General features: G+C 49.5%; 18 protein-coding genes. 13 read left to right on the top strand and 5 right to left on the bottom strand.

The window, feature by feature from the left end; genetic code table 11:
• Positions 1-85 precede the first annotated feature (85 nt).
• From BP97_RS0113855 to BP97_RS0113820, 7 genes are all read left to right on the top strand, one after another.
• Positions 86-2,374 (top strand): helix-turn-helix domain-containing protein, encoded by a 2,289-nt coding sequence (locus BP97_RS0113855; protein WP_028549640.1) that lies wholly within the window; start codon positions 86-88, stop codon positions 2,372-2,374.
• 268 nt (positions 2,375-2,642) lie between these two features.
• Positions 2,643-3,569, top strand: a complete 927-nt coding sequence (locus BP97_RS0113845; RefSeq protein ID WP_231506300.1) for an ABC transporter permease — start codon at positions 2,643-2,645, stop codon at positions 3,567-3,569.
• Between the two features lie 3 nt (positions 3,570-3,572).
• Positions 3,573-4,445 carry a carbohydrate ABC transporter permease gene (locus BP97_RS0113840; RefSeq protein ID WP_036745810.1) on the top strand — a complete coding sequence of 291 codons (873 nt, stop codon included), beginning with the start codon at positions 3,573-3,575 and terminating at the stop codon, positions 4,443-4,445.
• Positions 4,446-4,497: 52 nt separating this feature from the next.
• Positions 4,498-6,033: an extracellular solute-binding protein gene (locus BP97_RS0113835; RefSeq protein ID WP_051620565.1), complete on the top strand. Its 1,536-nt coding sequence runs from the start codon at positions 4,498-4,500 to the stop codon at positions 6,031-6,033.
• A gap of 32 nt (positions 6,034-6,065) precedes the next feature.
• Entirely contained in the window at positions 6,066-7,406 is a 1,341-nt protein-coding gene (locus BP97_RS0113830; RefSeq protein WP_028549635.1) for an FAD-dependent oxidoreductase, read from the top strand.
• A gap of 271 nt (positions 7,407-7,677) precedes the next feature.
• Complete coding sequence (locus BP97_RS0113825) at positions 7,678-10,941, top strand: hypothetical protein (protein WP_028549634.1); 3,264 nt, start codon at positions 7,678-7,680, stop codon at positions 10,939-10,941.
• 336 nt (positions 10,942-11,277) lie between these two features.
• Positions 11,278-12,189, top strand: coding sequence for a phosphotransferase family protein (locus tag BP97_RS0113820; protein ID WP_036745808.1), 912 nt, complete (start codon positions 11,278-11,280; stop codon positions 12,187-12,189).
• Between the two features lie 116 nt (positions 12,190-12,305).
• Here the strand turns inward: BP97_RS0113820 and BP97_RS0113815 are convergent, their stop codons facing one another.
• Entirely contained in the window at positions 12,306-13,370 is a 1,065-nt protein-coding gene (locus tag BP97_RS0113815) for an LLM class flavin-dependent oxidoreductase (protein ID WP_028549632.1), read from the bottom strand.
• A 174-nt stretch (positions 13,371-13,544) separates the two neighbouring features.
• Between BP97_RS0113815 and BP97_RS36220 the strand changes: the two genes are divergently transcribed.
• Positions 13,545-13,952 (top strand): hypothetical protein, encoded by a 408-nt coding sequence (locus BP97_RS36220; RefSeq protein WP_051620564.1) that lies wholly within the window; start codon positions 13,545-13,547, stop codon positions 13,950-13,952.
• Here BP97_RS36220 and BP97_RS0113805 read toward each other — a convergent pair.
• Entirely contained in the window at positions 13,924-14,763 is an 840-nt protein-coding gene (locus BP97_RS0113805) for a helix-turn-helix transcriptional regulator (RefSeq protein ID WP_028549631.1), read from the bottom strand. The two genes, BP97_RS36220 and BP97_RS0113805, sit on opposite strands and share 29 nt — an antisense overlap.
• Before the next feature lie 146 nt (positions 14,764-14,909).
• Here BP97_RS0113805 and BP97_RS0113800 point away from each other — a divergent pair, with 146 nt between their 5' ends.
• Both BP97_RS0113800 and BP97_RS0113795 read left to right on the top strand, forming a co-directional pair.
• The gene (locus BP97_RS0113800; RefSeq protein WP_156043209.1) at positions 14,910-16,295 is read left to right on the top strand and encodes an MFS transporter; all 1,386 of its coding nucleotides are present in this window, start codon (positions 14,910-14,912) and stop codon (positions 16,293-16,295) included.
• Between the two features lie 93 nt (positions 16,296-16,388).
• Positions 16,389-16,820 carry an NUDIX hydrolase gene (locus tag BP97_RS0113795; protein WP_028549629.1) on the top strand — a complete coding sequence of 144 codons (432 nt, stop codon included), beginning with the start codon at positions 16,389-16,391 and terminating at the stop codon, positions 16,818-16,820.
• A 27-nt stretch (positions 16,821-16,847) separates the two neighbouring features.
• On the opposite strand, the gene BP97_RS0113790 is transcribed toward BP97_RS0113795, so the two are convergent.
• Positions 16,848-17,573 (bottom strand): sulfite exporter TauE/SafE family protein, encoded by a 726-nt coding sequence (locus BP97_RS0113790; RefSeq protein WP_028549628.1) that lies wholly within the window; start codon positions 17,571-17,573, stop codon positions 16,848-16,850.
• A gap of 429 nt (positions 17,574-18,002) precedes the next feature.
• Positions 18,003-18,914, bottom strand: coding sequence for an alpha/beta hydrolase (locus BP97_RS0113785; protein ID WP_028549627.1), 912 nt, complete (start codon positions 18,912-18,914; stop codon positions 18,003-18,005).
• A gap of 151 nt (positions 18,915-19,065) precedes the next feature.
• Between BP97_RS0113785 and BP97_RS0113780 the strand changes: the two genes are divergently transcribed.
• Positions 19,066-19,572, top strand: a complete 507-nt coding sequence (locus BP97_RS0113780) for a GNAT family N-acetyltransferase (protein WP_028549626.1) — start codon at positions 19,066-19,068, stop codon at positions 19,570-19,572.
• A 15-nt stretch (positions 19,573-19,587) separates the two neighbouring features.
• Here BP97_RS0113780 and BP97_RS36215 read toward each other — a convergent pair whose 3' ends face one another.
• Positions 19,588-20,517, bottom strand: coding sequence for a DMT family transporter (locus BP97_RS36215; RefSeq protein ID WP_156043208.1), 930 nt, complete (start codon positions 20,515-20,517; stop codon positions 19,588-19,590).
• 117 nt (positions 20,518-20,634) lie between these two features.
• Between BP97_RS36215 and pdxR the strand changes: the two genes are divergently transcribed.
• Positions 20,635-22,026, top strand: coding sequence for a MocR-like pyridoxine biosynthesis transcription factor PdxR (pdxR, locus tag BP97_RS0113770; protein ID WP_028549625.1), 1,392 nt, complete (start codon positions 20,635-20,637; stop codon positions 22,024-22,026).
• Between the two features lie 152 nt (positions 22,027-22,178).
• The gene (locus BP97_RS0113765) at positions 22,179-22,844 is read left to right on the top strand and encodes a GntR family transcriptional regulator (RefSeq protein WP_028549624.1); all 666 of its coding nucleotides are present in this window, start codon (positions 22,179-22,181) and stop codon (positions 22,842-22,844) included.
• The last annotated feature ends 18 nt before the right edge of the window (positions 22,845-22,862 follow it).

Genomic DNA, 22,862 nt, shown 5'->3' with positions numbered 1-22,862 from the left:
GATTATGCCCTGATTATGGACTTCCTTCAATCCCATCTCTATAATAGGAGAAACATTCGGCGAAACGGCTTACGAGGGAGATGCCATGAAAATTCGTTCCAGTAAATATTTCACCCGTCTCTTAATGTACAGTCTGCTGATCGGCTCTATTCCAGCTATCATCGTTGGAATCATCTCCTATTACAAAGCTTCCACTATAGTCCAGGACAAGGTCAACCAGAGCAGCATGGCGACACTTCAGCAGACCCAACTTCGTGTAGAGCAAATCCTCAAGACGATCGATCATTCGGTTACACAGTATATTAGCTCGCCCCTTGTAGTGAATGCTATGTCGCTCCCTTATTCAGCAGCCCATTATCAGGTTTATAATGAAATGTATCAGAGCATGGTGCGCACCCAAACCTTCGAGCTGACAATAAACAATATGACGGTATTGAATTTAAAAGGTCAATGGGGCATCGACAACAACAATATTTTTACATTCGACGATGTTAGGAATCTGGATCAGCTTCTTCGGTTTGAGAAGCTGCCTTCATTTTCTCTTTGGGTAACGGACGAGGACAAAAGTTCGCCAAGTATTAATCTTGTGAAGAAAATCCCGCTGAATTCACTAAAAGCCAACGGACTGGCCATCGTGACCATCGCTGAATCCCAGCTGGCGAGACTTCTGGCAGCCGACAGCCGGATTGGCAGCATTATGGTCATGGATAAGGATTACCGTCTGTTGTCTCGAAGCGATCAGAAAGTACAGCAATCCGGCTTGGAGCAGCTGGTTGCCGAGGTGCAAAGGCGAAGTGAAACGGAAGGACAATTCAATGTAGAGCTTGACGGGGACAATACAAGCGTCATCATGCGCAAGTCAAGTTACAATGGTTGGATTTATATGTCCGCCATATCCATAAAGGATATTACCCGAGATTCCCGCTCTATTGGCTGGGTTACTCTGTTTGTATGCCTGCTCATGGTTCTGGTAACCGGCGGGCTGGCACTGTTCGGTTCCCGGACGTTCTATCGGCCGGTTCGAAAATTGGTCGCGACGATGGCTGACAGATTCGGAGATCTGCCTGAAGAAGCCCGTAACGATGAATTTGCCTTGATCGGCTATCGGCTGCAATCCATGCTGCAGACGGAATCCCGCCTCTTGGCCCAGCTTACGGGACATGTGCGGGAGCTGAAGCAGTTTTTTGTCATGAAGCTGATTCGTGGTGAGGAGAAAGAGTCTCAGTTGCCTGTCAGATTGAAAGAGTATGGCTATCAAGCCAATTGGGAGTGGCATGCCGTACTCGCCATTCAGATCGATTCTCTGGAGAGGTCCCAGTATAATGAAAATGACCGTGATCTGCTGCTCTTCGCCATCGCAAATATCGCCGGCGAGCTGATTCCCGCCGAGGAGCGGCTAGATCCGGTGTTGCTGGAACAATCCCAGATTACGGTTGTCGGAGGGGCCGGAATTACGGATGAGGAGTACAAGAACCGGTTGTTTGCCGTGGCGGAGCTTATTCAGAGAACCGTGCTGCATTACCTGAAGCTGCAAATTAGCATCGGCATCAGCCGTCCCCAAAAGCGACTCATCGATATTTCTGTCTCTGCCGAGCAAGCGCTAGAGGCACTTCGTTACCGGATTCGTTACGGCCCGGAATCTGTTCTGTTTATCGATGATGTCCAGCCTGAAGACGTAGTATCCAGCGTGTTCCCACACCGTGCGGCCAAAGAGCTCTACGATGCGGTTAAGCTGGCGGAGCGGACAAGGGCTGACGAGCTGTTGGAACGCTGCATTGAACTGATCTTTCGAGAGCAAGCCGACTGGCGCCAATACCGGATGGCATTGGTCAGGCTGTACACGATGTTGACCGAGCTTGGACAGTCCGAGACAACAGCGGATACAAAGAAGGATACAGAAACGGAATTACCACCCGATCAGGAAAGGCAGCTTTTTGATAGACTACTCGATCTAAAATCCCAGGAGGAAATCCGCCTTTGGTTTTACGATACTGTCATTGCCCCGATCATGCGCAGGCTGGAGCAGCAGAGTAAGTCTCACGCCAAGAAAATATCGGACCAGATAACGGATTTGATCCACCAGCGCTTCGATACCGAGCTTACCCTTGAGGCTTGCGCAAGGCAATTGAATTACCACCCCAACTATTTGGGGCCGCTGTTCAGTAAGGAAAAAGGAATCAGCTTCAGCGAGTACCTGCAAAACTACCGTTTGCAGATGGCGAAGCGATGGCTGGTCGAGACGGATATGAAGATCGCGGATATTGCGGAAAGACTAACCTACACCAACCCTCAGAATTTCATCCGCTTTTTTCGCAAGATGGAGAACATGACGCCCGGACAATACCGGGAATTGCACTGCCATCACAAAATATGAATTCAATTGAAGACTCCCTGCGGTAGGGGGTCTTCTTCATTTTGATGCTAAGGGTAACAAGAGGTTTCCACGGCCTTGGCCTCATGATTATTCCACACGTGATGATGATTATAGCCCCAACAGAGGCAAACTCCTTTCCTGATGATTATCCCTCGATTATAGACGTCCGCCTGTCCGCCGCTTATCTTGAAGGTACGCACAAAAAAAGACAAGAAACACGAAGGTGGAGTCGAAGATGAATCAAATCGAAGGAAATCTTGCTCTTGAAATGTCTGCCGTTAAGCCGAAGAAGCAATGTTTCTGGGGCCAGGTACGGAGAAACAAATGGCTTTATGGGATGCTGGCCCCCGGGGTGCTTTACTTCTTGTTGTTCAAATACGCTCCTATGTGGGGACTTCTCATGGCTTTCAAGGATTATCAGCCTTACCTGGGCTTTTTTGGAAGTAAGTGGGTAGGCATGAAGCACTTCGAGCGGCTGTTCCATGACCCGGTGTTCTGGATGCTTCTGAAGAATACCCTGGTGCTGGCCGGGTACAATATTATCTTCTTTTTTCCCGCACCGATCCTGCTCTCTCTCATGATTAATGAAGTGCGCCGTGAAAAATTCAAACGGGCCATACAGACCGTGATCTATGTACCCCATTTTGTCTCCTGGGTTGTGGTGGTCGGCATCGCCTATACCTTTTTTACCATCGACGGCGGATTGGTGAATGAAGCCATCATGGCAATGGGCGGGGACAAGATCAATTTTCTCGCCAGCGCAGGCTGGTTTAGAACCATGATTACATTGGAGGTGATTTGGAAGGAAACAGGATGGGGAACTATTATATTCCTTGCAGCCTTGGCAGGAGTCGATCCCCAGATTTACGAGGCCGCAAAAATGGACGGAGCGGGAAGATTGCGACAACTATGGCACGTGACGCTTCCGGCCATCCGCTCTACCATTATCATTCTTTTCATCCTCCGGCTCGGTACCTTTTTGGACACGGGCTTTGAGCAAATCTTCCTGATGCTGAATCCGATTAACCGTGAGGTCGGGGAAGTGTTTGACACTTATGTATATACGGCGGGGATTACGCAAGGGCAGTTTAGTTTCAGTACGGCTGTCGGCCTTTTCAAGTCGGTTGTCGGATTTGTACTGGTTATCGGCTCAAACTGGATGGCCAAAAAATTCGGTGAGGAAGGGGTGTACTAATTTATGAATCAACAAAACCGAAGCTGGGGAACCCATCTGTTCGAGTGGACTAACGTTGCCATCCTGCTGTTGGTGTCGGCTGTGATGCTCATCCCGTTTCTTTATATCATACTGATTTCCTTCGCGACTGAGCAGGAGGTATTGTCCAAGAGCTTCCTCGTATTTCCAACGGAATTCTCGCTGACGGGCTACCGTTACATCTTCTCTACTCCCATACTGCTTCGCAGCCTGGCAGTGACCATTGGGGTGACGGTGATAGGGACACTTGTGAACCTGCTGATGACGGTGCTGATGGCGTATCCGCTTGCCCGCAAGGATTTGTACGGACGCCGTCCCGTCATGCTCATGGTTATCTTCACGATGGTGTTCAACGCCGGTATCGTGCCTACCTTTTTGATTGTCAAAGCGCTGCACCTTACTAATACCTACTGGGCGCTTATTATTCCTGGCGCGATCAGCGCTTTTAATATGATCATCATCAAAAATTTCTTCCAGCAGCTGCCTGACGGTTTGGAGGAATCGGCCAAGATCGACGGTTGCAATGACCTTGGGATTTTATTCCGTATCGTCATCCCGCTATCTCTGCCTGCTATTGCAACCTTTGCGCTGTTCTATGCAGTAACTCATTGGAATACCTTCCTGAGCGCTATTTTGTACATCAACGATTCGAAGAAATGGCCCATCCAGGTCCTGTTAAGACAGATCGTGATCTTGTCGGAGAAGGGGTTGTCCGATATGAACGAGGCGCCTCCTCCGCCGTCCAAGATTATCAACATGGCGGTTATCGTGTTCTCCACCGTCCCGATTTTGTCGGTTTATCCATTTTTGCAAAAGCACTTCGCTAAGGGAGTGCTGCTGGGTTCGGTTAAAGGATGAACCTGTTCATCTTTTGATACAATATGTTCAATATTATGAGGGGGAGTAAGATTTGAAGCAGTTAAAGCACAAAATGTCCCTAACGGGTCTCACAGTAATTCTGACGGCCGCCAGTTTGTCGGCATGCGGAGGCAATCCGGAAGAGAAGAACCCGAATGCAACGCCAAGCGGACGATTAACATTCACGATGATGAACCAGTATTCATCGACCGAGCCTCCCAAGGCCGACAATCCGATTATTAAGAAGATCGAGGAATACACGAATACCAAGATCAATGCCACTTGGGTTCCGGCGTCTGCTTACAATGACAAGGTTAACGTCTCCATCGCCTCCAATGATCTGCCTCAGGTACTGATGATTGCGGATACCAAGTCCTCATCCATCATCAATGCAGAGCGGTCGGGCATGTTCTGGGAGATCGGACCCTATATCAAGGAATTTCCTAATTTGAGCAAGTACAACGCTAGTGAGCAGGTACTGAATAATATCTCTGTGGATGGCAAGGTTTACGGTTTGTACCGCGCCAGAGCGCTGGCCCGCCAGGGCATCAACTTCCGGCAGGATTGGTTAGACAATCTGGGCTTGCAGCAACCCAAGACCATCGATGATCTCTACAAGGTCATCCAGGCATTCGCATTAAACGATCCGGACAAAAACGGCAAAAACGATACCTTCGGGCTAGTGGAGGCCGAGGATTCCGGAGGCGCAGGCGCCATGGGTCTCACCGGCTTCCAAACCATCGCCTCTTTCTTCGGAGCGCCTAACCAATGGGATATTCAGGATGGCAAAGCAGTTCCCATGTTTATGACTAAAGAAAATATGGAAGCCATGAAGTTCTACAAGAAGCTGTATGACGAAAAACTGATTAATCAGGATTTTGCGGCAACCAAAGTCAGCAAACAGCAAGAGCAATTTTTTCAAGGCAAGGCCGGTATGCTATTCACTACCCTTGACTTCGTGATCACAGGAGGAAACGAGCTGAAGAAGGCCAATCCTGCCGCCAAGATCGATATTGTCAGCAAAATTCAGGGACCTAAGGGAGAGCGGGTATTTGCAACCACGGGGTATAACGGAATGTTCGTGTTCCCGAAGGCCACCGTCAAGTCGGAGGCGGAGCTGAAGCAGCTTCTTGGTTTCTTCGACAAAATCGTCGATGACCAAATGATGTATACCTGGACGTGGGGGATCGAGGGAGTCCATTACACCAAAGGAGCGGACGGAGAACCGGCCATCTCTGACCAGACGGCGTATGCCAATGAGGTATCTCCTCTAAAGCAGCTGCCTACCTATGACGGTGCGCTGATGATCTGGAAGGGGAAGGGAGAAGCGGACAATAAATTCCGCACTATGATGAAAAACAATGAGGCCATTGCCGTATCGAACCCGGTGGAGCCCCTGATCTCTCAGACCGCTGTGGAGAAGGGAACGGAACTGAACAAGATCATTGCCGACGCCCGTGTCAAATTCATTATGGGAACCCTTGATGAGGCCGGCTTCAATAAAGAAGTGGAGAAGTGGCGCTCTCAGGGTGGGGACCAGATGATTAAGGATTATATAGAACTGTATACGAAGCAGGCTAAGAAATAATACGGCTATGTAAAGAAAATGAGGGGTGTGTTATGAGCGAGTCTTATGATTTTGATATTATCATCGCGGGCGCGGGTGTAGGAGGAATTAGCGCGGCGCTTGCTGCTGCAAGATTGCAGATGAGGGTGCTGCTGATTGAGCAAGCCAAGGAAGTGGGGGGGACAGGTGTATTCTCCAGTGTATCGCTGGTATGCACCTTCCGGGATTCCTGGGGAAGACCGATTACCAGCGGCATTCACCGGGAGTTGTTTCCCGCCTCATACACGCATTACAATGAGAAGCTTGTTCCTACTTATGATGAGCAGGAGTTGAAGGCTGCATACGAGAGGCTATTGGCTTCGGAACCGACCCTTACGTTGTGGACCGACTGTAAGGTTTCCCAAGCGGATAAGCAGAACGGACGAATTGTCCGTCTACATATCCAGGGCAGCCGAACAGCTACAGTTACTGCCAAGATATACCTCGACGCCACTGCCGACGGCAATCTTTCCGCGTTGGCGGGATTGGAGTACAAATTGGGCAGAGAAGGCGATGGTAGGTTGCAATCCGCTACGGCCACCTTCAAGGTCAGCGGCATAGACTGCTCCCTGCTGAAGGAGCCGGATATTCGGCAATGGTCGGCCATACATTCGTTACGCAGGGAGCTATTGCCTTATTACCTCGACATGAAAGCGGCAGGCCGCACTGGCAACCCCCGACAGGGCATCACTTGTTTTCCTTATCCAGACGGCAAAGCCCTGCTGTTCAATTCTACTTCGGTGCTGGATGTAGACCCCACCCGCCCAGAAACGGTTACAAGAGGCAGAGAAGAGGGAATTCAGCAGGTGCAGGAGTTGTTTGAGGCCATCCAGCAGCATCCCGCTTTCCATAATGCGAAGCTGGATTACATTGCCCCCAAGCTCGGTGTTCGAGAGGGGCGGCGAATTGTCGGAGAATATGAACTGACCGCAGAGGACTGCCTGCAGAGCAGGCGCTTTGACGATATGGTGGCGGCATGCGCCTATTCCTTGGACATTCATAGTCCGGACGGAGGCGCCTCTAGGCTTGAAAGTATTCCCGAGCCAGGCTATTACCATATCCCATACCGTTCGCTTATTCCCAAGGGCTGCGCCAATCTATTACTCAGCTCCCGTTGCATCAGCGGCACCCACGAAGCTCACAGCTCCTACCGGATCATGGCTTCGGTCAGCGCCATCGGAGAAGCAGCGGGAACAGCAGCAGCGCTCTGTGTGTTCCAGGGTCTTCAGGATGTCCGGGAGGTCAAACCATCCCACATTCGTTTCATTCTCCAGCTGCGGGGTCAGTTTATAGAAGGAGAGATGGAGCGGATTCCGATGCCCGCAAGCTCTGCATGGGCGGCGGAAATGAGTTAATAAGGAGGGGACAGCAGCAGCGGCTCTAGTAGCCTAGTGAACAACGAGCGAAGGGTCCATCTGTCTGGAAAAGCGTAAGCGTTCGTTCGCCTAAGAAAATCGGATTCGCTCCATAATCAGGAGTAAAAAATCCAAAGAATCCGATTTCCACAGCGATTGGAAGATCTAATGGACACCGAAGCGGACGAGAGCAGACAATTAGACCAACTTTGGTAACCGCTTACATATAACTTGCGATTGGTTTTCAAGCCAAGATAAGGGAGTGAACGTGATGTTCGTGAAAAAGTGGATGATCCGTTTGATGCTTGTTTTGCTTTTGTCAGTCAGCGTTTTTGGGGAGATGGCGCTCCAGGTTGTCGCTGCCCAGCCGCAGGCCGACGTCATATTTAGTTCGCCCCCCGTTTATAGCGGCGTCAGCAAGGCTTGGCCCGGCGACGCGGACAAAGATCCGACGCACGCCGCGACGACCAGGAACGGTACGGCGTGCTGGACAACGTCACAAAATCCGCTAAATCCCTACGTCTATGTTGATATCGCAAGCTCCGCGAAACCCGCGGGAGCGACATACGCGATTGTGTCCGTTGATTACTTTGACGCAGCGGCGACAACCATGGCCATCGAGTATGACGGCCAGAGCAACGCATACCAGGCCACCCCGTGGATGCCCACGAGCGGCAGTCAGACCTGGAAGAACCAGATCTTTGAACTGAGCGGAATCAAGTTCGCCAACGGCACGAACGGCGCAGATTTCCGTCTGCGCGTTCATAGTCTCAACGGTGTCATGCCGGAAATGTGCTTCGCACGAGTCCAAGTCACCTTTGCAACGACTCCAGCGTTGGCAGTAATGAACCCGAGCCTGCTCTTCACAACCAATTCCGCAAACTTGGATTTCGGCACGGTGGGTGACTTTGTCTCATATGACATTTCAGATGATCAGGGCGTGAGTTTTCGCACGGGATCTATACCCGTAGGCTCTGACGGACATGCGTTGCTATCCGTGCAGGACCTCGGGCCGGGATTCTACAACCTCACTTTCTCAAGCCTGATTGATGGTCAGACACTAACACGCATCACAACGTTTGGCATTGTGACTCCCACCCCAGCGGGTGCCTTGAGTCCTGACTCCTTCTTCGGGATCGACTCTCATTTTGGTCACTACAAATCCCTCGAAGATGGACTCATGAACGCATTGGCGACAATCGGCTACGGCCACATTCGAAGCGACATTAACTGGTCGTTAATTGAAAAGCAGCCAGGCGTGTACAACTGGGCCGGGTATGCCTTTGAAGCCAAGTCACAACAGGCTCTTGACCTCGGCATGACTCCCCAGGGAGTCGTGGCATACAACAACGCCAATTATGACAACGGGAAAACGCCGAGCTCCGCGGCTGGTCTGGCCGCATTTGGTCAGTTTGGGAAAGCTGCCGCCGAGCACTATAAAGGCAAGGTACGCGATTTCAATATCTACAACGAGTTTAATGGCACCGGCTTCAACAATGGTGCTTGCGGTACTACCGCAGCCTGCTATCTGCAGATGCTTCAGGCCATGTACGGACCCATTCACGAAGGAAATCCGGACGCGAACGTCATGGGCCCGATTGCAACCACCTTTGACGATAACTGGTATAGTGCCTTTTTCGCTGCCGGCGGTATCAATTACATTGATACGTTTGCGACGAATGTCTACGGCTACGCTTTGGAGGGGGCAAACACCCCGCCCGAGCGCACACTGTTGGTATCGAAGCTTCCTGCGTTGGTGCAGCAGGTGAAGCAGGCGGCTGGAAATCGGCACGTCCCCGTGTGGATTACGGAGAACGGCTGGCCGACGTATGCCGCCGCCTCCACGGAGCCCCAGCAAGCGGACAACCTGGTGCGTGCTCAGGTGCTAGTGATGGCAGCTGGCGTGGACGTCTTTAACTGGTACTCGGCTATGGATGACGGTACGGACCCCAATAATAGGGAACATCACTTTGGGTTGTTCAGGCAGCCCGTCGATGGCGTACTTGGCGTAGCTCCGAAACCGGGAGCTGTCGCAAACGCCGTGCTCATTCGCGCGGTGACCGGAAAGACGCTTGGTGATCGCGATGACCTTGGCTCCGCTACCGCCTACTCGTATCCTTATGCGGGAGGAGGCTCGACGACTCGGGTGATGTGGTCCACTGGCTCCGACACCATTGCTTTGCACACTACCCAGCCTCTTATTATCACTAATGAGTATGGCTCAACGCAGACGGTGAATCCGACCGACGGCACGGTCGTTCTGACACTTACCGGCAGCCCGATCTACGTCACCGGCAACGTTGAAACCTTGGGCGTGACGCAGTATGCGGTTACGATGAAAGTCGCCGACCAGTCAATCCAAGGAGATACGGTCCCTGTTACAGTGACTGCGGACCGATCGAACCGCAAGACGGACCTTCCCAATGAGTTGACAATCATGGCGAACGGGGCGCAGCCTGTGAAGCTTCGCACTTCCCCAGGCAAAGTTACGAGCGCCACTATCAGCGTTCCGGCAACCACGCTCCTCGGCCAGCGGACTGTAGCTGTCGATGTAACGAAAGTGAAGCCGGGGAACGGAGGCAATAACAATGACAAGCACAAGCCGAGTCTTGTAGCCAGCCTGAGGACGACGACAACTGTCGTCAAACCGTTCGAGATCAGCGTCCAACCTACGATCACGTCGGACGCGACGTCCAGAAGCTACTTTCTCGATATAGCGCTGAAGAATAATCGGACCAGCGTCCTCACGGCGACCCAAGTTACCTACCAAGTAGGGCCGGCATCCGGGACAGTGTCGGATAGGGTGTATGTCCCAGCAAGTGGAACCGCTTCGATGCGCGTTCCGGTCACCGGCATTCCGTTATTCGACTCCTTGAGCTATAGCGTGGCGGTCGACAGCGCCGGCGGTTCGGACGCTTCATCCGGATCGATTTCTTACGCTCCCATCGAGCGCGCGGATCGCCAAACCTTACCCGCAATCGACCTGGCGACGCAAGCAACCTGGGTATCGATATTAGGGGCGCGCAGCGGGAACAGCGACCTAAGCGGTCAGCTGCGTATCAACTACAACAACGACGGGCTTGTGATCGACACCACGATCACCGATGACAAACATTTTGGCGCACGCACACCAAACACCATGTGGCAGACCGATTCCATCCAGTTCAGCACCTACGACCGGGTGCCGGGACAGGCCGGAGGCCAGCGCGTCGAAATCGGCGCAGCGCTTCTCGACAGCGGACCGTCGGTTTACACTTTCGCAGCGCCTGCTGGCCAGCAGGCGGGACCAACTCCTGGCGCCGAAGCGAGCATCATTCAAAGCGGCAGCAACATACACTATGTCATCTCTGTTCCTTGGGCCTCGCTAGGGTTTAGCGGGCCACCAATGCATACCATCGGAATGTCGTTCCTGGTGAATGACGATGATCGGGGCTCCACGGGTGATTCCCGCGATGGTTTCTTGCAGTGGGGATCGGGAGTCGGAACGACACCTAAGGACCCCTCGCTGTTTCGCGACGCACAACTGGTGCAGTAAAGGACGGATCTGATCCGAAGATCATCAGGACTGACCCGGGAAATGGGCAACCGGCTTGGTGATCCGTGAGGAGAAAAGTTCACACTAGAGAAAATCGTAACAACATTAACGGAGCCTCGCGGATTTGCGAGCTCCGTTTTCTAATTAATTCTGGAATATCACTGGCATTGAGGATCCCTAAGTAGAAGCAACTCATAAAAGGACATCGGAAATTTCTGGAGAATTGATATTACTAAGAGACTGATTTCAGTCCTGTGAGTGCTGTTCCAGAGTGCTCTGGAGCCTCGTTAACTGAGAACGATGCAGTCAAAAATCAATAGTAAAGGATGGAAACCGATGCTGCCGGATCACATACTTAGATGGGTTGTTGATGCCATTGACCCCGATGCAAGCCTTGTCGCGGAACAAAAGCTCCAAGGGGGGATTTCCTCTTTAGTGTCGGGACTTACATTGCGTGTAAACGGAGTTGAAAGAGCCGTCGTACTGCGTCAGTTCGATAATGCGGAGTGGGTAAGGGATGAGCCTGACCTTGCTTTGCGGGAAGCGGAAAGCTTGCGCCGGGCTGCTCAAGCGCTCAGCTTGCAGACGCCTAGGCTGGTTGCATTCGACAAGACTGGAACTCAATGCGGTGCACCAACAGTGCTAATGACTCGACTCGAAGGCGAAGTTGTATTGGAGCCGAACAATATGACCCAATGGCTGGATGGAATGGCCGAAGCGCTTACCCGGATTCACGCGGTGGATGCGAGCGATTTTCCTTGGAAATACAAAACCTATTGCGATGTTTCCACGCTGGATACCTCATCTTGGTCGCAGATCCCGGATAAATGGCAGATTGCGTCTAATATTGTTCAAGGCTCCAGACCTGTAGTTACCGAGCGATTCATTCACCGGGACTACCACCCGACCAATATTTTATGGAAAGGTGAAGAGGTAAGCGGCATCGTAGACTGGGTCAACGGCTGTGTCGGTCCGGCAGGCATCGATGTGGGGCATTGCCGTGTCAATTTAGCGCAATTGTACGATGTATCGACTGCAGACGCATTTTTATCTGCTTACCAAAGCCATGCCGGGGCGTCTTTTTCCTATGATCCCTACTGGGATCTTGTCAGTTTGATCGATTTTGCCTACTGGGAGCCTGAAGTGTATGGCGGATGGACAGCTTTAGGTATGACAGGACTAACCAAACAGATGATGATTGAACGTCTGGATTCTTACTTGGTCAGCCTGTTAAATCGTTTTTCCTAAGAATAGCCATGACGCAAAATGAATACAAAAGAAGTGCGTGGGCTCTGTTGGCTCACACACTTCTTTTTTTTGAAGCATCTCCTTCATCTGGGAGGCAGGCTTGATAACATAGAGTTTCACTCGTTTCGGGCAAGCTCTTTACGTACGATAGGTGCAACGCGGGTACCTAGCAGCTCGATAGCGTGCATGACATCACGATGCGGCATAGTGCCTACGTTCACATGCAGGAAGAAACGGGTGACGCCCAAGTTTTTGCGCAATAATAGAATTTTTTCCGCCACATATTCCGGATCTCCGACATAGAGTGCGCCTCGGAGGCTGCGTGCGGCATCAAAGGTGGAGCGAGTGTAGTGCTGGCCCCAGCCTCTTTCACGTCCAATGACGTTCATTTGAGCCTGCGTTGAAGGGAAGAATAAATCCGCAGCCTGTTCCGTTGTATCTCCGACAAATCCGTGTGAATGAGTGGCAATTTCCAGTTTGTCAGGATCGTGTCCTGCACGTGCGGCAGCCTCTTTGTAAAGAGTGACTAGCGGAGCGAAGCTCTCAGGCATTCCGCCGATTATGGCGAAAGCGATTGGAAGACCAAGCATGCCGGCCCGAACAGCCGATTGGGCATTTCCGCCGCTTGCGATCCACACCGGAAGAGGGTCTTGGACGGAACGGGGATATACCCCCAGGTTATTGATGGCAGGACGATGGCCGCCGTGCCAAGTTACTTTCTCCGATGCTCTGATCTTAAGGAGCAGCTCCAGATTCTCTTCGAACAATTCATCATAATCATCCAGGCTGTACCCAAAGAGTGGGAAGGATTCAATGAAGGAGCCCCGACCAGCCATAATCTCAGCCCGACCATTAGAAATGCCGTCAAGGGTGGAAAAAGCTTGATACACGCGCACTGGATCGTCCGAGGACAATACGGTAACAGCGCTCGTGAGCCTGATCCGCTTGGTCATGGCAGCTGCTGCAGCCAGTACAACAGCAGGCGCGGTACCGGCATAATCGGCACGATGGTGCTCTCCGATGCCATAGACATCAAGACCGACTTGGTCGGCAAGTACAATCTCCTCAACCGCATCGCGCAGCCGCTCTGCATGACTGATGGTTTTACCGGTTACAGGGTCGGGCGTAGCTTCCAGAAATGTGCTGATTCCAATTTCCATGTTGTTTGATACGTTGGCCATTTGGATTGCCTCCTTTAATACTTATACTTTACTCATTTTTTTATCGTTTCTCAAATAAAGTAAGTTGATAATATATATTGTAACATATTTAAGGAGTCTAGCCATTGGAACCTATAGTAAAAAACTGATTAGAATTATGAATCCCGTTAGTAGAAATATGAAAGGATGATTCAATTGATAAAAGTAAGACATCTGCAGCCAGCTGAGTATGATTTTTTCATGGATATGCACTATGAATCCATTCATATAGTACAGGGTAAGCCACCCAAGGATGAGCTGCTTAATGCTCCGAATTTAAGGAAATACAACGAGTATTGGGAAAGGAAGGGGGATAGAGCAGTAATAGCTTTAATTGACGATATCCCGGTGGGGGCCGCATGGTATAGATTATTTGACGAGTCCAATCAGGATTATGGCTTTGTGGATGTTAAAATCCCGGAACTAGGGATTCTAATACAAAAAGAACTGCAAACAGACTGCCGGGATACTATGTATTCGGCAGTTTGTTCTATTTATGAAGCACCCCATCTCCTTAGAGGCAGGATTGACGCCATCAGGGTGTCAGAAGGTTTCTCATCTTAGAAACGGTATCTGCATCTTCTAACGGTAAATTGATCGTCACCGTGAGGTTGGGGGATGTCGTTGAAAGAAATGAGATCTGATCGAATACCAGTCGCCCCGCTGACGGATGCTCGTTGATTTTTTTTCCTTCGGGACCGCTCAGAACGTCATGCTGCGGCCACCATGATCTGAATTCCGCGCTGGCTTGATTCAATTCCTCGATAAGCTCACCCCACCAAGGGTCACCGACGAAATTACCGTATTTAGCACGAAAGTTAGCCAAACGATGGCGCGCGTGATTCTCCCAGTGTTCCTTCAGTAATTGTCGGACATAAGGCGATGTAAACGTCCGCCAGACGGTGTTCCGTTCACGAGCTGACATAGCTTCATAATCCCCGTATACGAGGCAGGCCGCCTTGTTCCAGGCAACGATATTCATGCGCTGATCCGTTACATAGGCGGGACTTGTCCCTTGCAGATCAAGGAATGCTTGAAGCGTCGGGCTTATCCTGTCATCGAACGGTGTTACTTCCGCAGGCAACTGTTGAATTGCTAACATGAATAAATGCTTGCGTTCATTGTTATCAAGCTGGAGAGCGCGTGCAATGCTGTCCAATACTTGAGCGGATACCTGAATATTTCGCGCTTGCTCGAGCCATGTGTACCAGTCCACACTGACACCTGACAGCATTGCCACTTCCCCGCGACGTAGTCCAGGCGTGCGACGTCTGCCTCCGCCAGGCAAGCCGGCTTGCTCGGGAGTAATACGTGCGCGACGGGTTCGTAAAAACTGGGCCAGCTCATGAAGCCGTTCATTAGATGTTGGTTCCATCCGGTTCACCTACCCTCAATAGTTGATTATCGTAGGAGAAATTCTCCTAGGATAAACCCTCATCTTATTTCACTCCACCATCCATTATACACTGTCCGTAAGAAATGGAGCTCATGCTTCCAGTTTACGATGAAAGGAGATTTACTATGGAAAAAATCATGCAACTACAATGCGGCAGCACCAGTAAGTGGATGAAAGTGCTGCTTCTTCTTGGAATTTCGCTCGGCTACTTCATGGTACTTCTGGATACGACAGTGATAAGTATTGCTCTGCCAGCGATTCATAATGAATGGGGTGGAGGAATGGACGGCCTGCAATGGATCGTGAATTCTTATACCATTGTCTTCTCCGGATTGCTGCTCTCTATGGGAGGAATTGCCGACAAATTGGGGGCTAAACGAGTGTACCTAGCCGGTCTTACATTATTTCTTGTCGCATCGGCGGCCAGTACCGTCGTTCCGTCACTCTACCTGCTTATTGTCATGCGCGCGATACTCGGTATTGGAGGAGCAGCGTTGATGCCTTCTTCGCTTTCGCTTCTTTCCCATGCATTTCCCGAACCGGTAGAGCGTGCGCGGGTACTAGGCATTTGGGCGGCGGTAACCGGGATAGCCATGGCGGCAGGTCCTGTAGTCGGTGGCTTCCTGGTTGACTCGTTCGGGTGGCGCAGCATCTTTCTTCTTAATGTGCCTCTCGCCGTCGCTAGTTTAACGATGACTTCGCTATTGATCACCGAAACGAAACGAAAGCGGGGGAACGGCTTTGATTGGACAGGTCAAGTCTTGGCCATCGCGGCCATATCTGCACTGTCCTTTGCGATAATGGAAGGGGAAACGTATGGGTGGAAATCAGCGGTTATTTTAGGGGCATTTGCTTTGGCGCTGCTTAGTTTCATTCTTTTCTTGATCGTAGAAGCAAAAGGGAAGGCACCGCTTCTTCCGCTCACCATTTTCAAAAATGCCACTATATCGGCAGGAATGGTTGCCGGTATGGCGATTAACATCGGTTTGTCAGCGATTCTTTTTGTCCTGCCCTTATTTTACGAACAAGTAGGCGGATTATCCGCTCATTTAGCTGGACTTGCGCTCCTGCCGATGATGATTCCTCTTGCCGTCAACCCTATTCTTACCGGACGTATTGTTGGACGTATTGGAGCCCGAATACCCATGACCGCCGGATTCAGCCTTACGGCACTGGGGATATTGCTGCAAGTGGGAGTGGACGCTAACATGAGCTATGTCCTTTCCTGGGTTGGATTGCTCTTGATAGGCTTCGGAGTATCCTTCACAATACCTTCGCTAATGGCGGCCGTAATCTCTGCTGCACCCAAGGATCAAACCGGTACCGTATCCGGTGCCCTCAATTCAAGCCGACAAATCGGCGCTACGCTCGGCGTTGCTTTCGCTGGCTCCATTGTGAGCGGTAGCGAATCTTTCATTGCCGGGATGCAGGATGCTTTTATTGTTTCAGCTGTAATCTTACTAGGCGGCGGCATACTTTCTTTCTTTTATATGGGTCGTCCGAAGCTGTAGATTTTATAATGTGCAGCACTCTTCCGAAATCTATTGATCTCTTCTGAACGCGGGAGTATAATCTCCAAATATTAGATGAAGGAGGGGGATTAAATGAAAAGAGTCGATGTAGCATTAGTATGGATAACCGATGACGCAGGCAACATCCTTATAGTTAAAAACGTGAAGGCAAATACAAGCTACTGGGATCTTCCAGGAGGCGCGGTCGAAGAAGGGGAAACTTTAGAGCAGGCGGCCATACGCGAAACGAGAGAGGAGACAGGATTTAATGTCGTCATCACAGGCTTGAGCTCGCTGAGAGAGAAGTTCTTTGCTAAGGCAGGTGCACACGCCTTGATTGTCACTTTTTTTGCCAAAATCACGGATGGGGAAATGAATATTTATGGTGATCCCGATCATGATATCGCAGGAATTAGATGGGTAGACATGAACCATGCCAGACGACTGATGCCTGTCCTGTTCGATGAATTGAGGCTAGGTGTAGACAAGCCGGCCGCTTTCTATGCATTCGAAGGAACTAGGTAGCTGGATACTCCGCAACGGCAGTAATGATCAATGAATCGCCACCCATAGAAGAGAAATTCCGGAACAGAACAGTAAAATATCTAGCACATATTGAAATGAAACGACGCTCATTCTCTGAACAACAACCTTGGCTACTAAGGTGCCGAGCATAAGTGAGCTGCCGACGATGACTCCGTTGAGGATCATGTCTGCCGGGAGAGCTCCCAATTCTTGAAAAGTGACGATTTTGCTGAAATAAATGACGAGCGAGCTCGCTGCTTCCGTGGCTAAGAATGCTCCCTTGGTTAGCCCGTACGAAGTAAAAGCAGGCACACTGAGAGGTCCTGTGGATAGAACGATCCCAGTCAAAAAGCCGATGAAAGCCCCAGAGACAGAGAGCTGCCATAGAGAGATACGTATATTTTTTGATTTTAACCAATGTCTAACAGGAATCATCAGCAAGAAAAATATAGCCAGCCCGATATCGATAATATGAACTGGTAATATCCACAACGTCCGCGCTCCTAATGCGGCAGCCGGAATGCCCGGGAGAGAATATGCGGCAAATGCCTTCCATTGAATTTCCCGCCGCCAAGTGACGACTCTTGCAATATTCGCCATGACAGCAGCTACAGCCATAATAGGTACGGCTTGCTTAGGTCCAAAGGCAAATACTAGAACAGGCATTAACATAATAGAAGAGCCTGTTCCGATGATGCCGCTTATCGCACCCGCTGCGAGGCCTACTATTAATACAAAAAAATACGATTCCAAAAGAACACTCCCTAAGGGTCTGTCTTAATAGAAAGCAATAGATTGAATGCATAACTGATTGTACCAAGGGCTCCCCTAGAGGACAAGACATAGAGCCCTTTCGGGCAAATTCTATGAATTGGCTAAGGAGGCGGAAGCGCATTACGAGAAAGTGGCAGAAGTTATCGTCTATTCCAACAGCTGTTTCCTCACCCACACGGTGGTGAACCGAACGATCCAGAGAATGCTAAAGAAGCGATTCGATTCGATTACTAGAGCTTGCTAAAGCAAGCGAAACATCAGGCTTTGCCGTTCTGGAACGGATGTACGAGGAGATTTCGCAGGTTTATATGAACTAGATTTGAAAAAGTCGTACAACCAACAAGAGAGGGACGGATCATATGCGCCGTACTATTCATCCGTTCCCTCAATGCTGCTGAGTAAAGCACATTACTCCAGTGTTCTCAGTTCTTTCTCAATCAAAGTATATACGTCGTGTCCATCTTCAAATACGTCCGTCATGGCGTAAAATAAGTGGATCATGCCTTCATAGCGTTTTAATGTCACTTTAACTCCGCTCTCAATCAGCTTTTGTCCGTACTGTTCACCTTCATCTCGCAATGGATCATATTCAGCGGTTACGATCAAAGCTGGAGGCAAACCTTCCGTTTCACCGAAGAGAGGTGAAGCAAGCGGATTGGTTTTATCTCCATCATCGTTGAGATAGTGATTCGCGCAGTAATTGAGAAGCTCACTGGTCAGGAAATAGCCGGATCCGTAAGCTTGCTTGGATTCGTATGCACCAGCCCAATCGGTCAAAGGGCAAAGCAGAATTTGATAAGAAATCGTCGGCAGACCATTCTTGTGCGCTTGCTGAGCGACTACGGCCGCCAAGTTGGCTCCTACGCTCTCCCCGGAAACAACCATCTTTTCGGCATTGACACGAAGTGACTCTGCATTCTCATATACCCATTCAGCAGCATACAACGCTTCATCCACTGGTACCGGAAATGTATACTCTGGAGCTAGGTGATAATCTACCGATACGATAGCATAACCGGTTGCTGCTGCCAATTTGCTGCACATAGGATCATAATCATCAATACGGTTGAAGACGAAGCCGCCTCCATGATAGAACATAATAACGGGAAGCGTATTATGTTCAGTCGGTCGGTACATTCTTACTTTGAATTCACCATGAGGACCTTGCAGTTGAAAATCTTCTTTCTTAACCGACTCGAAGCTATCCGAAATTGCGTTAGCAATAACGGCTTTTCTGATTTCCTCTGGCGACATAAGGTGGAGAGCAGGGAACCCCGAAATATCCTCCAAAAATTGTTTGGTTTGCTCTGGCATTTTCATATGTGTTACCTTCTTTCTTGTAATTTGAATGGTTTTTATTTCTGTAATTCAACATTAATTCATAACCGCATTGTTGTTAAGAAGGCACTTTAAAGTGGCTTACCGACTTACAAGTGCCTCCATCCTATCCGATGCCAAGGAGGTAGAGGAAATGCTGCATCTAGAAACGGATCGCCTATTTTTGAGAGAATACACAGATGAAGATTTCGAACCTCTTCACGCTATTTTTTCAGATCAAGAAATGATGCAATATTATCCGGCGCCCTTCAGTATCGATAAGACGCTGAGCTGGATCGAACGAAACTATACAAGATACCAAACCGACGGCTTCGGACTGTGGGCCGTGTGCTTGAAGGAGACCGAAGAATGTATCGGCGACTGCGGCCTTGTGAAACAAACGGTTGAAGGCAGCATGGAAGTGGAGATCGGATACCATATTCATAAACGATATTGGGGTGAAGGCTACGCAACAGAAGCGGCCATTGCCTGCAAACGCTACGGTTTTCAACAATTAGGCTTGAATAAGCTTATAAGTATTATCAACCCTGGCAATCTAGCATCTATCCGTGTCGCCGAAAAGATAGGTTTTACGAAAGAAAAAGAACTATTTATTTTTAATAAGCATCATTGGATCTATTCAGGGGTTGCGGATAAGTGATACAGAGATACATATCTATTTCTCAGCAATGGCTAATCGGGACTCAGAGACATGATTTCTAGATACATACCATACTCCAAGGAAAACGAAGGCTCCTCCTACAAGATGAGCCATAGAGAAAGGTTCGTGCAGTACAGCATACGATAGTAAGAGCGTACTGATAGGGATGCACCCGGTATATACTGCGGCAGTTCCGGCAGATACTTTGGCAACCCCTCGAAACCATAATAGATAAGCTACTGCCGTGACGAATATGCCGTAATACAGCACCAGTCCAATTTCCTCCATGCTTATGCGTGTGAAATCATACTGACTGGCTTCAACCAAAGCAAAGGGTGCAAACATAACGAAGGAAAACAAGGTCACATAGGTTGTTCCGATTAATGAGGACACGCTGCTTGCAGTCATTTTGCGCAATATGGTAAGCATAGCTTCTCCGCACACCGCCGCTAGAATGAGAATAAGTCCAAAGGACGAGCCCAACGTAGGAGTCAAGGGCGGTGACACGAACCAGCCGGGGAGCTGAATACTGATGATCCCGAGTAGTGAACACATAATGCCTATAGAAAGTTTTGCCGTTAATCGTTCTTTTAAGAAAATAAAAGAAAGCACGGCTACGGCAGCCGGAGTAAAGCTGGTCAGGATACCTGCTTCTGCAGCCGGTGCCGTCTTTAATCCGTAGAGCAGTAGAACCCGGAAAAGAAACATGCCGAGAAATGATTGTAAAAATAAATACAGCAAATCTTTCTTTCCAAGCGACAACTTGGCGGTGCGGCTCATCCACACGATTGGGATTAACAGCATTAAGGCAATGGCCAGGCTCACGGCTTGTGATAGAAATACAGGCATTTGCATTGTTGTCCATTTACCGGCTACTACGGAACTTCCGATGAGGATAGCAGCAGCAGTCAACTCCAGGTAAGCAATAGTACGAGAATTTATCAAATCGAGCAGCTCCTTCATGATTTGGTCATGTATACTGTAGCAATACATACTGGTTCGCTGTAGTGCCATTGAGCGAGCACTTTGACAGTACCACTTTAAAAAGGAGGTATAGGGCTCTTGTGGTTTTCCATCGAAAAAAATACGAAGGTACCTATGTTTCGCCAAGTATTTGAGGCATTTCGAGGGGCGATATTATGCGGGAGGCTGCAGTCCGGTCACAAGCTGCCCTCTACACGGGAACTAGCTGCAGAGCTCCAAGTTTCACGCAACGTCATTCTTGAAGCGTATGAGTTATTACTGGCCGAAGGCTACATAACAGGTCGGCATGGAGCTGGAAGCTATGTGGCGGAAGGAACGTATTTACTTGGCTACAAGCCTGATATTTCGGGGCAATTAAAGGCCTCCGTCGTTCCCGATAACGAGATAGAGAACGGTGAAGATGTAATCTCTTTCCGTACGGGACTTCCCGCAGTGGACCTGTTTCCAATGAAACTATGGGGATCCATTCTTCAGAAGGTATGTGCAGATGCTTCTACCGCTCAATTAGGATATGGGGATTCTTCCGGTGATCCTAAATTGCGCAGCATATTGGCTGATCATTTGTGGAGAACAAGAGGGGTTATTGCCAAGCCGGAACAAATCATTGTTACCAATGGAGCGGTGCAGGCACTTGATCTCATCGTGAGAGGGCTGTTAACTGCAGGCGATGAAGTGGTAGTCGAGGAACCATCCAATGTAGACTTGAAAATTATTTTGTCATCGACAGGGGCTGTGCTGCAACAAGTACCCGTAGATGATTTAGGTTTAATGACGGACAGGCTCCCTGCGAAGAGCAGTCCAAAGTGTATTTATGTGACGCCATCGCACCAATTTCCGCTGGGCGGAATTATGCCGATCCAGCGGCGAATCGAGCTAGTGGAGTATGCGCGCCGACGCGATAGTTATATTTTGGAAGATGATTACGATAGCGAGTTCCGGTATGACGGCGCTCCTGTTTATTCACTGCAAAGTCTTTGCACGGATAGAGTCATCTATATCGGGACGTTCAGTAAGGTCATGTTTCCTTCGCTTCGAATCGGATTCATGGTGGTTCCTGAGCCTTTGGTGCAAGAGTGCAAGCGGCTGAAGCGGCTGACCGATTACCAGACGCCGAGTCTTGATCAGCTTGCGTTGGCTCGTTTTATGCAAGAAGGCCATCTTAATGCTCATATTCTCAGAATGAAGAAATTGTATCGGAAAAGGCGAGAGCTTCTAATTGACGCTCTGAACAAGCATGTAGATGAACCGTTTCGGATTTGCGGCCGGTCCGCAGGCTTGCATTTGGTTGTTGAATTTGATTCACAGCTTGCATCAAACTTGAACGACATATGGAGAGAACAGGGAGTCATAGCAATGGTTATATCTGAAAAACGGCTGCTGCTTGGATATGGTCATCTGAGTGGAGAACAGATTGATGAAGGAATTCGCCGTATAGGCTTATCTATAAAACACAGTGTAGGGGTATTTTGAGTTATTTTTATCGATTAGTTGGGGAGTGATTAGCCGCTTCAGTCAGAAGCGGTTTTTTGCGTTGAATAAAGTGAAAACCAAAACAAGACTTGCACACAATATATTTATGCGATATATTGCATATAACACTAAATGACTAAAGGATGATCTGAATGCCAATTCCTACTAACTTTTCTTCGCCAATCCGCATGTCGGCCAAAGAACGCGCTTTTTCTCAAATTCAACGCTGGATAATCGAGGGTACGCTTCAGCCAGGGGAGAAATTAATCGACGCCGAGCTAGCGGAATCTCTTGCTGTGAGCAGAACCCCGATACGAGAGGCGCTGCAGCTTCTGGAGGTTCAGGGGCTTGTGTCCATGCATCCAGGTAAAGAAACGAAGGTTACGAATATTGAGAAGGACGACATTTTGAAAATGTATCCTACGCTTGCAGCACTCCATGCTTTAGCCGCAGAGATGTCAGCGAAAACGATCCAGTCGCAGCAGCTTGAAATGTTGAAGGAGCTTAATTTTCAATTCTCCAAAGCAATCGAAACAGCACAGCCTTATCAGGCTATGGAGTTTGACGAGCAGTTCCACAATCTGATTGTAGATACATCTGACAATGCATATATCGCATCCTTCAGCGCTTCTTTGCAAATTCATATTAGACGATTCAAATATGTGTTCTTAAAGCAGCAGGTGACAGCGACAGTAGCATCCGTCCAAGAACATGCAGCCATTATTGAAGCGCTTGAAAAGCACGACGGTGAAGCGGCCTCGGCTATGATGAAGCAAAATCTGATCCGTCCAATGAACGAATTGCACGCGTTAATTTAATTTGGAGAGGACTGAGGG

It is taken from the genome of Paenibacillus sp. UNC451MF, assembly GCF_000686845.1.
GTDB lineage: Bacteria > Bacillota > Bacilli > Paenibacillales > NBRC-103111 > Paenibacillus_S.
The sequence above is the reverse complement of the archived record's forward strand: the minus strand, read 5'-3'. Positions and strand labels throughout refer to the sequence as shown.

Bases quoted from the DNA above. Each gene is read 5' to 3' on its own strand.
- BP97_RS0113780 (WP_028549626.1), top strand. From the start codon at position 19,066: ATGCTGCATCTAGAAACGGATCGCCTATTTTTGAGAGAATACACAGAT.
- BP97_RS0113800 (WP_156043209.1), top strand. From the start codon at position 14,910: ATGGAAAAAATCATGCAACTACAATGCGGCAGCACCAGTAAGTGGATG.
- BP97_RS0113845 (WP_231506300.1), top strand. From the start codon at position 2,643: ATGTCTGCCGTTAAGCCGAAGAAGCAATGTTTCTGGGGCCAGGTACGG.
- BP97_RS0113765 (WP_028549624.1), top strand. From the start codon at position 22,179: ATGCCAATTCCTACTAACTTTTCTTCGCCAATCCGCATGTCGGCCAAA.
- BP97_RS0113820 (WP_036745808.1), top strand. From the start codon at position 11,278: ATGCTGCCGGATCACATACTTAGATGGGTTGTTGATGCCATTGACCCC.
- BP97_RS0113805 (WP_028549631.1), bottom strand. From the start codon at position 14,763: ATGGAACCAACATCTAATGAACGGCTTCATGAGCTGGCCCAGTTTTTA.
- BP97_RS0113840 (WP_036745810.1), top strand. From the start codon at position 3,573: ATGAATCAACAAAACCGAAGCTGGGGAACCCATCTGTTCGAGTGGACT.
- BP97_RS0113830 (WP_028549635.1), top strand. From the start codon at position 6,066: ATGAGCGAGTCTTATGATTTTGATATTATCATCGCGGGCGCGGGTGTA.
- BP97_RS0113785 (WP_028549627.1), bottom strand. From the start codon at position 18,914: ATGAAAATGCCAGAGCAAACCAAACAATTTTTGGAGGATATTTCGGGG.
- BP97_RS0113825 (WP_028549634.1), top strand. From the start codon at position 7,678: ATGTTCGTGAAAAAGTGGATGATCCGTTTGATGCTTGTTTTGCTTTTG.
- BP97_RS0113855 (WP_028549640.1), top strand. From the start codon at position 86: ATGAAAATTCGTTCCAGTAAATATTTCACCCGTCTCTTAATGTACAGT.
- BP97_RS0113815 (WP_028549632.1), bottom strand. From the start codon at position 13,370: ATGGCCAACGTATCAAACAACATGGAAATTGGAATCAGCACATTTCTG.
- BP97_RS0113795 (WP_028549629.1), top strand. From the start codon at position 16,389: ATGAAAAGAGTCGATGTAGCATTAGTATGGATAACCGATGACGCAGGC.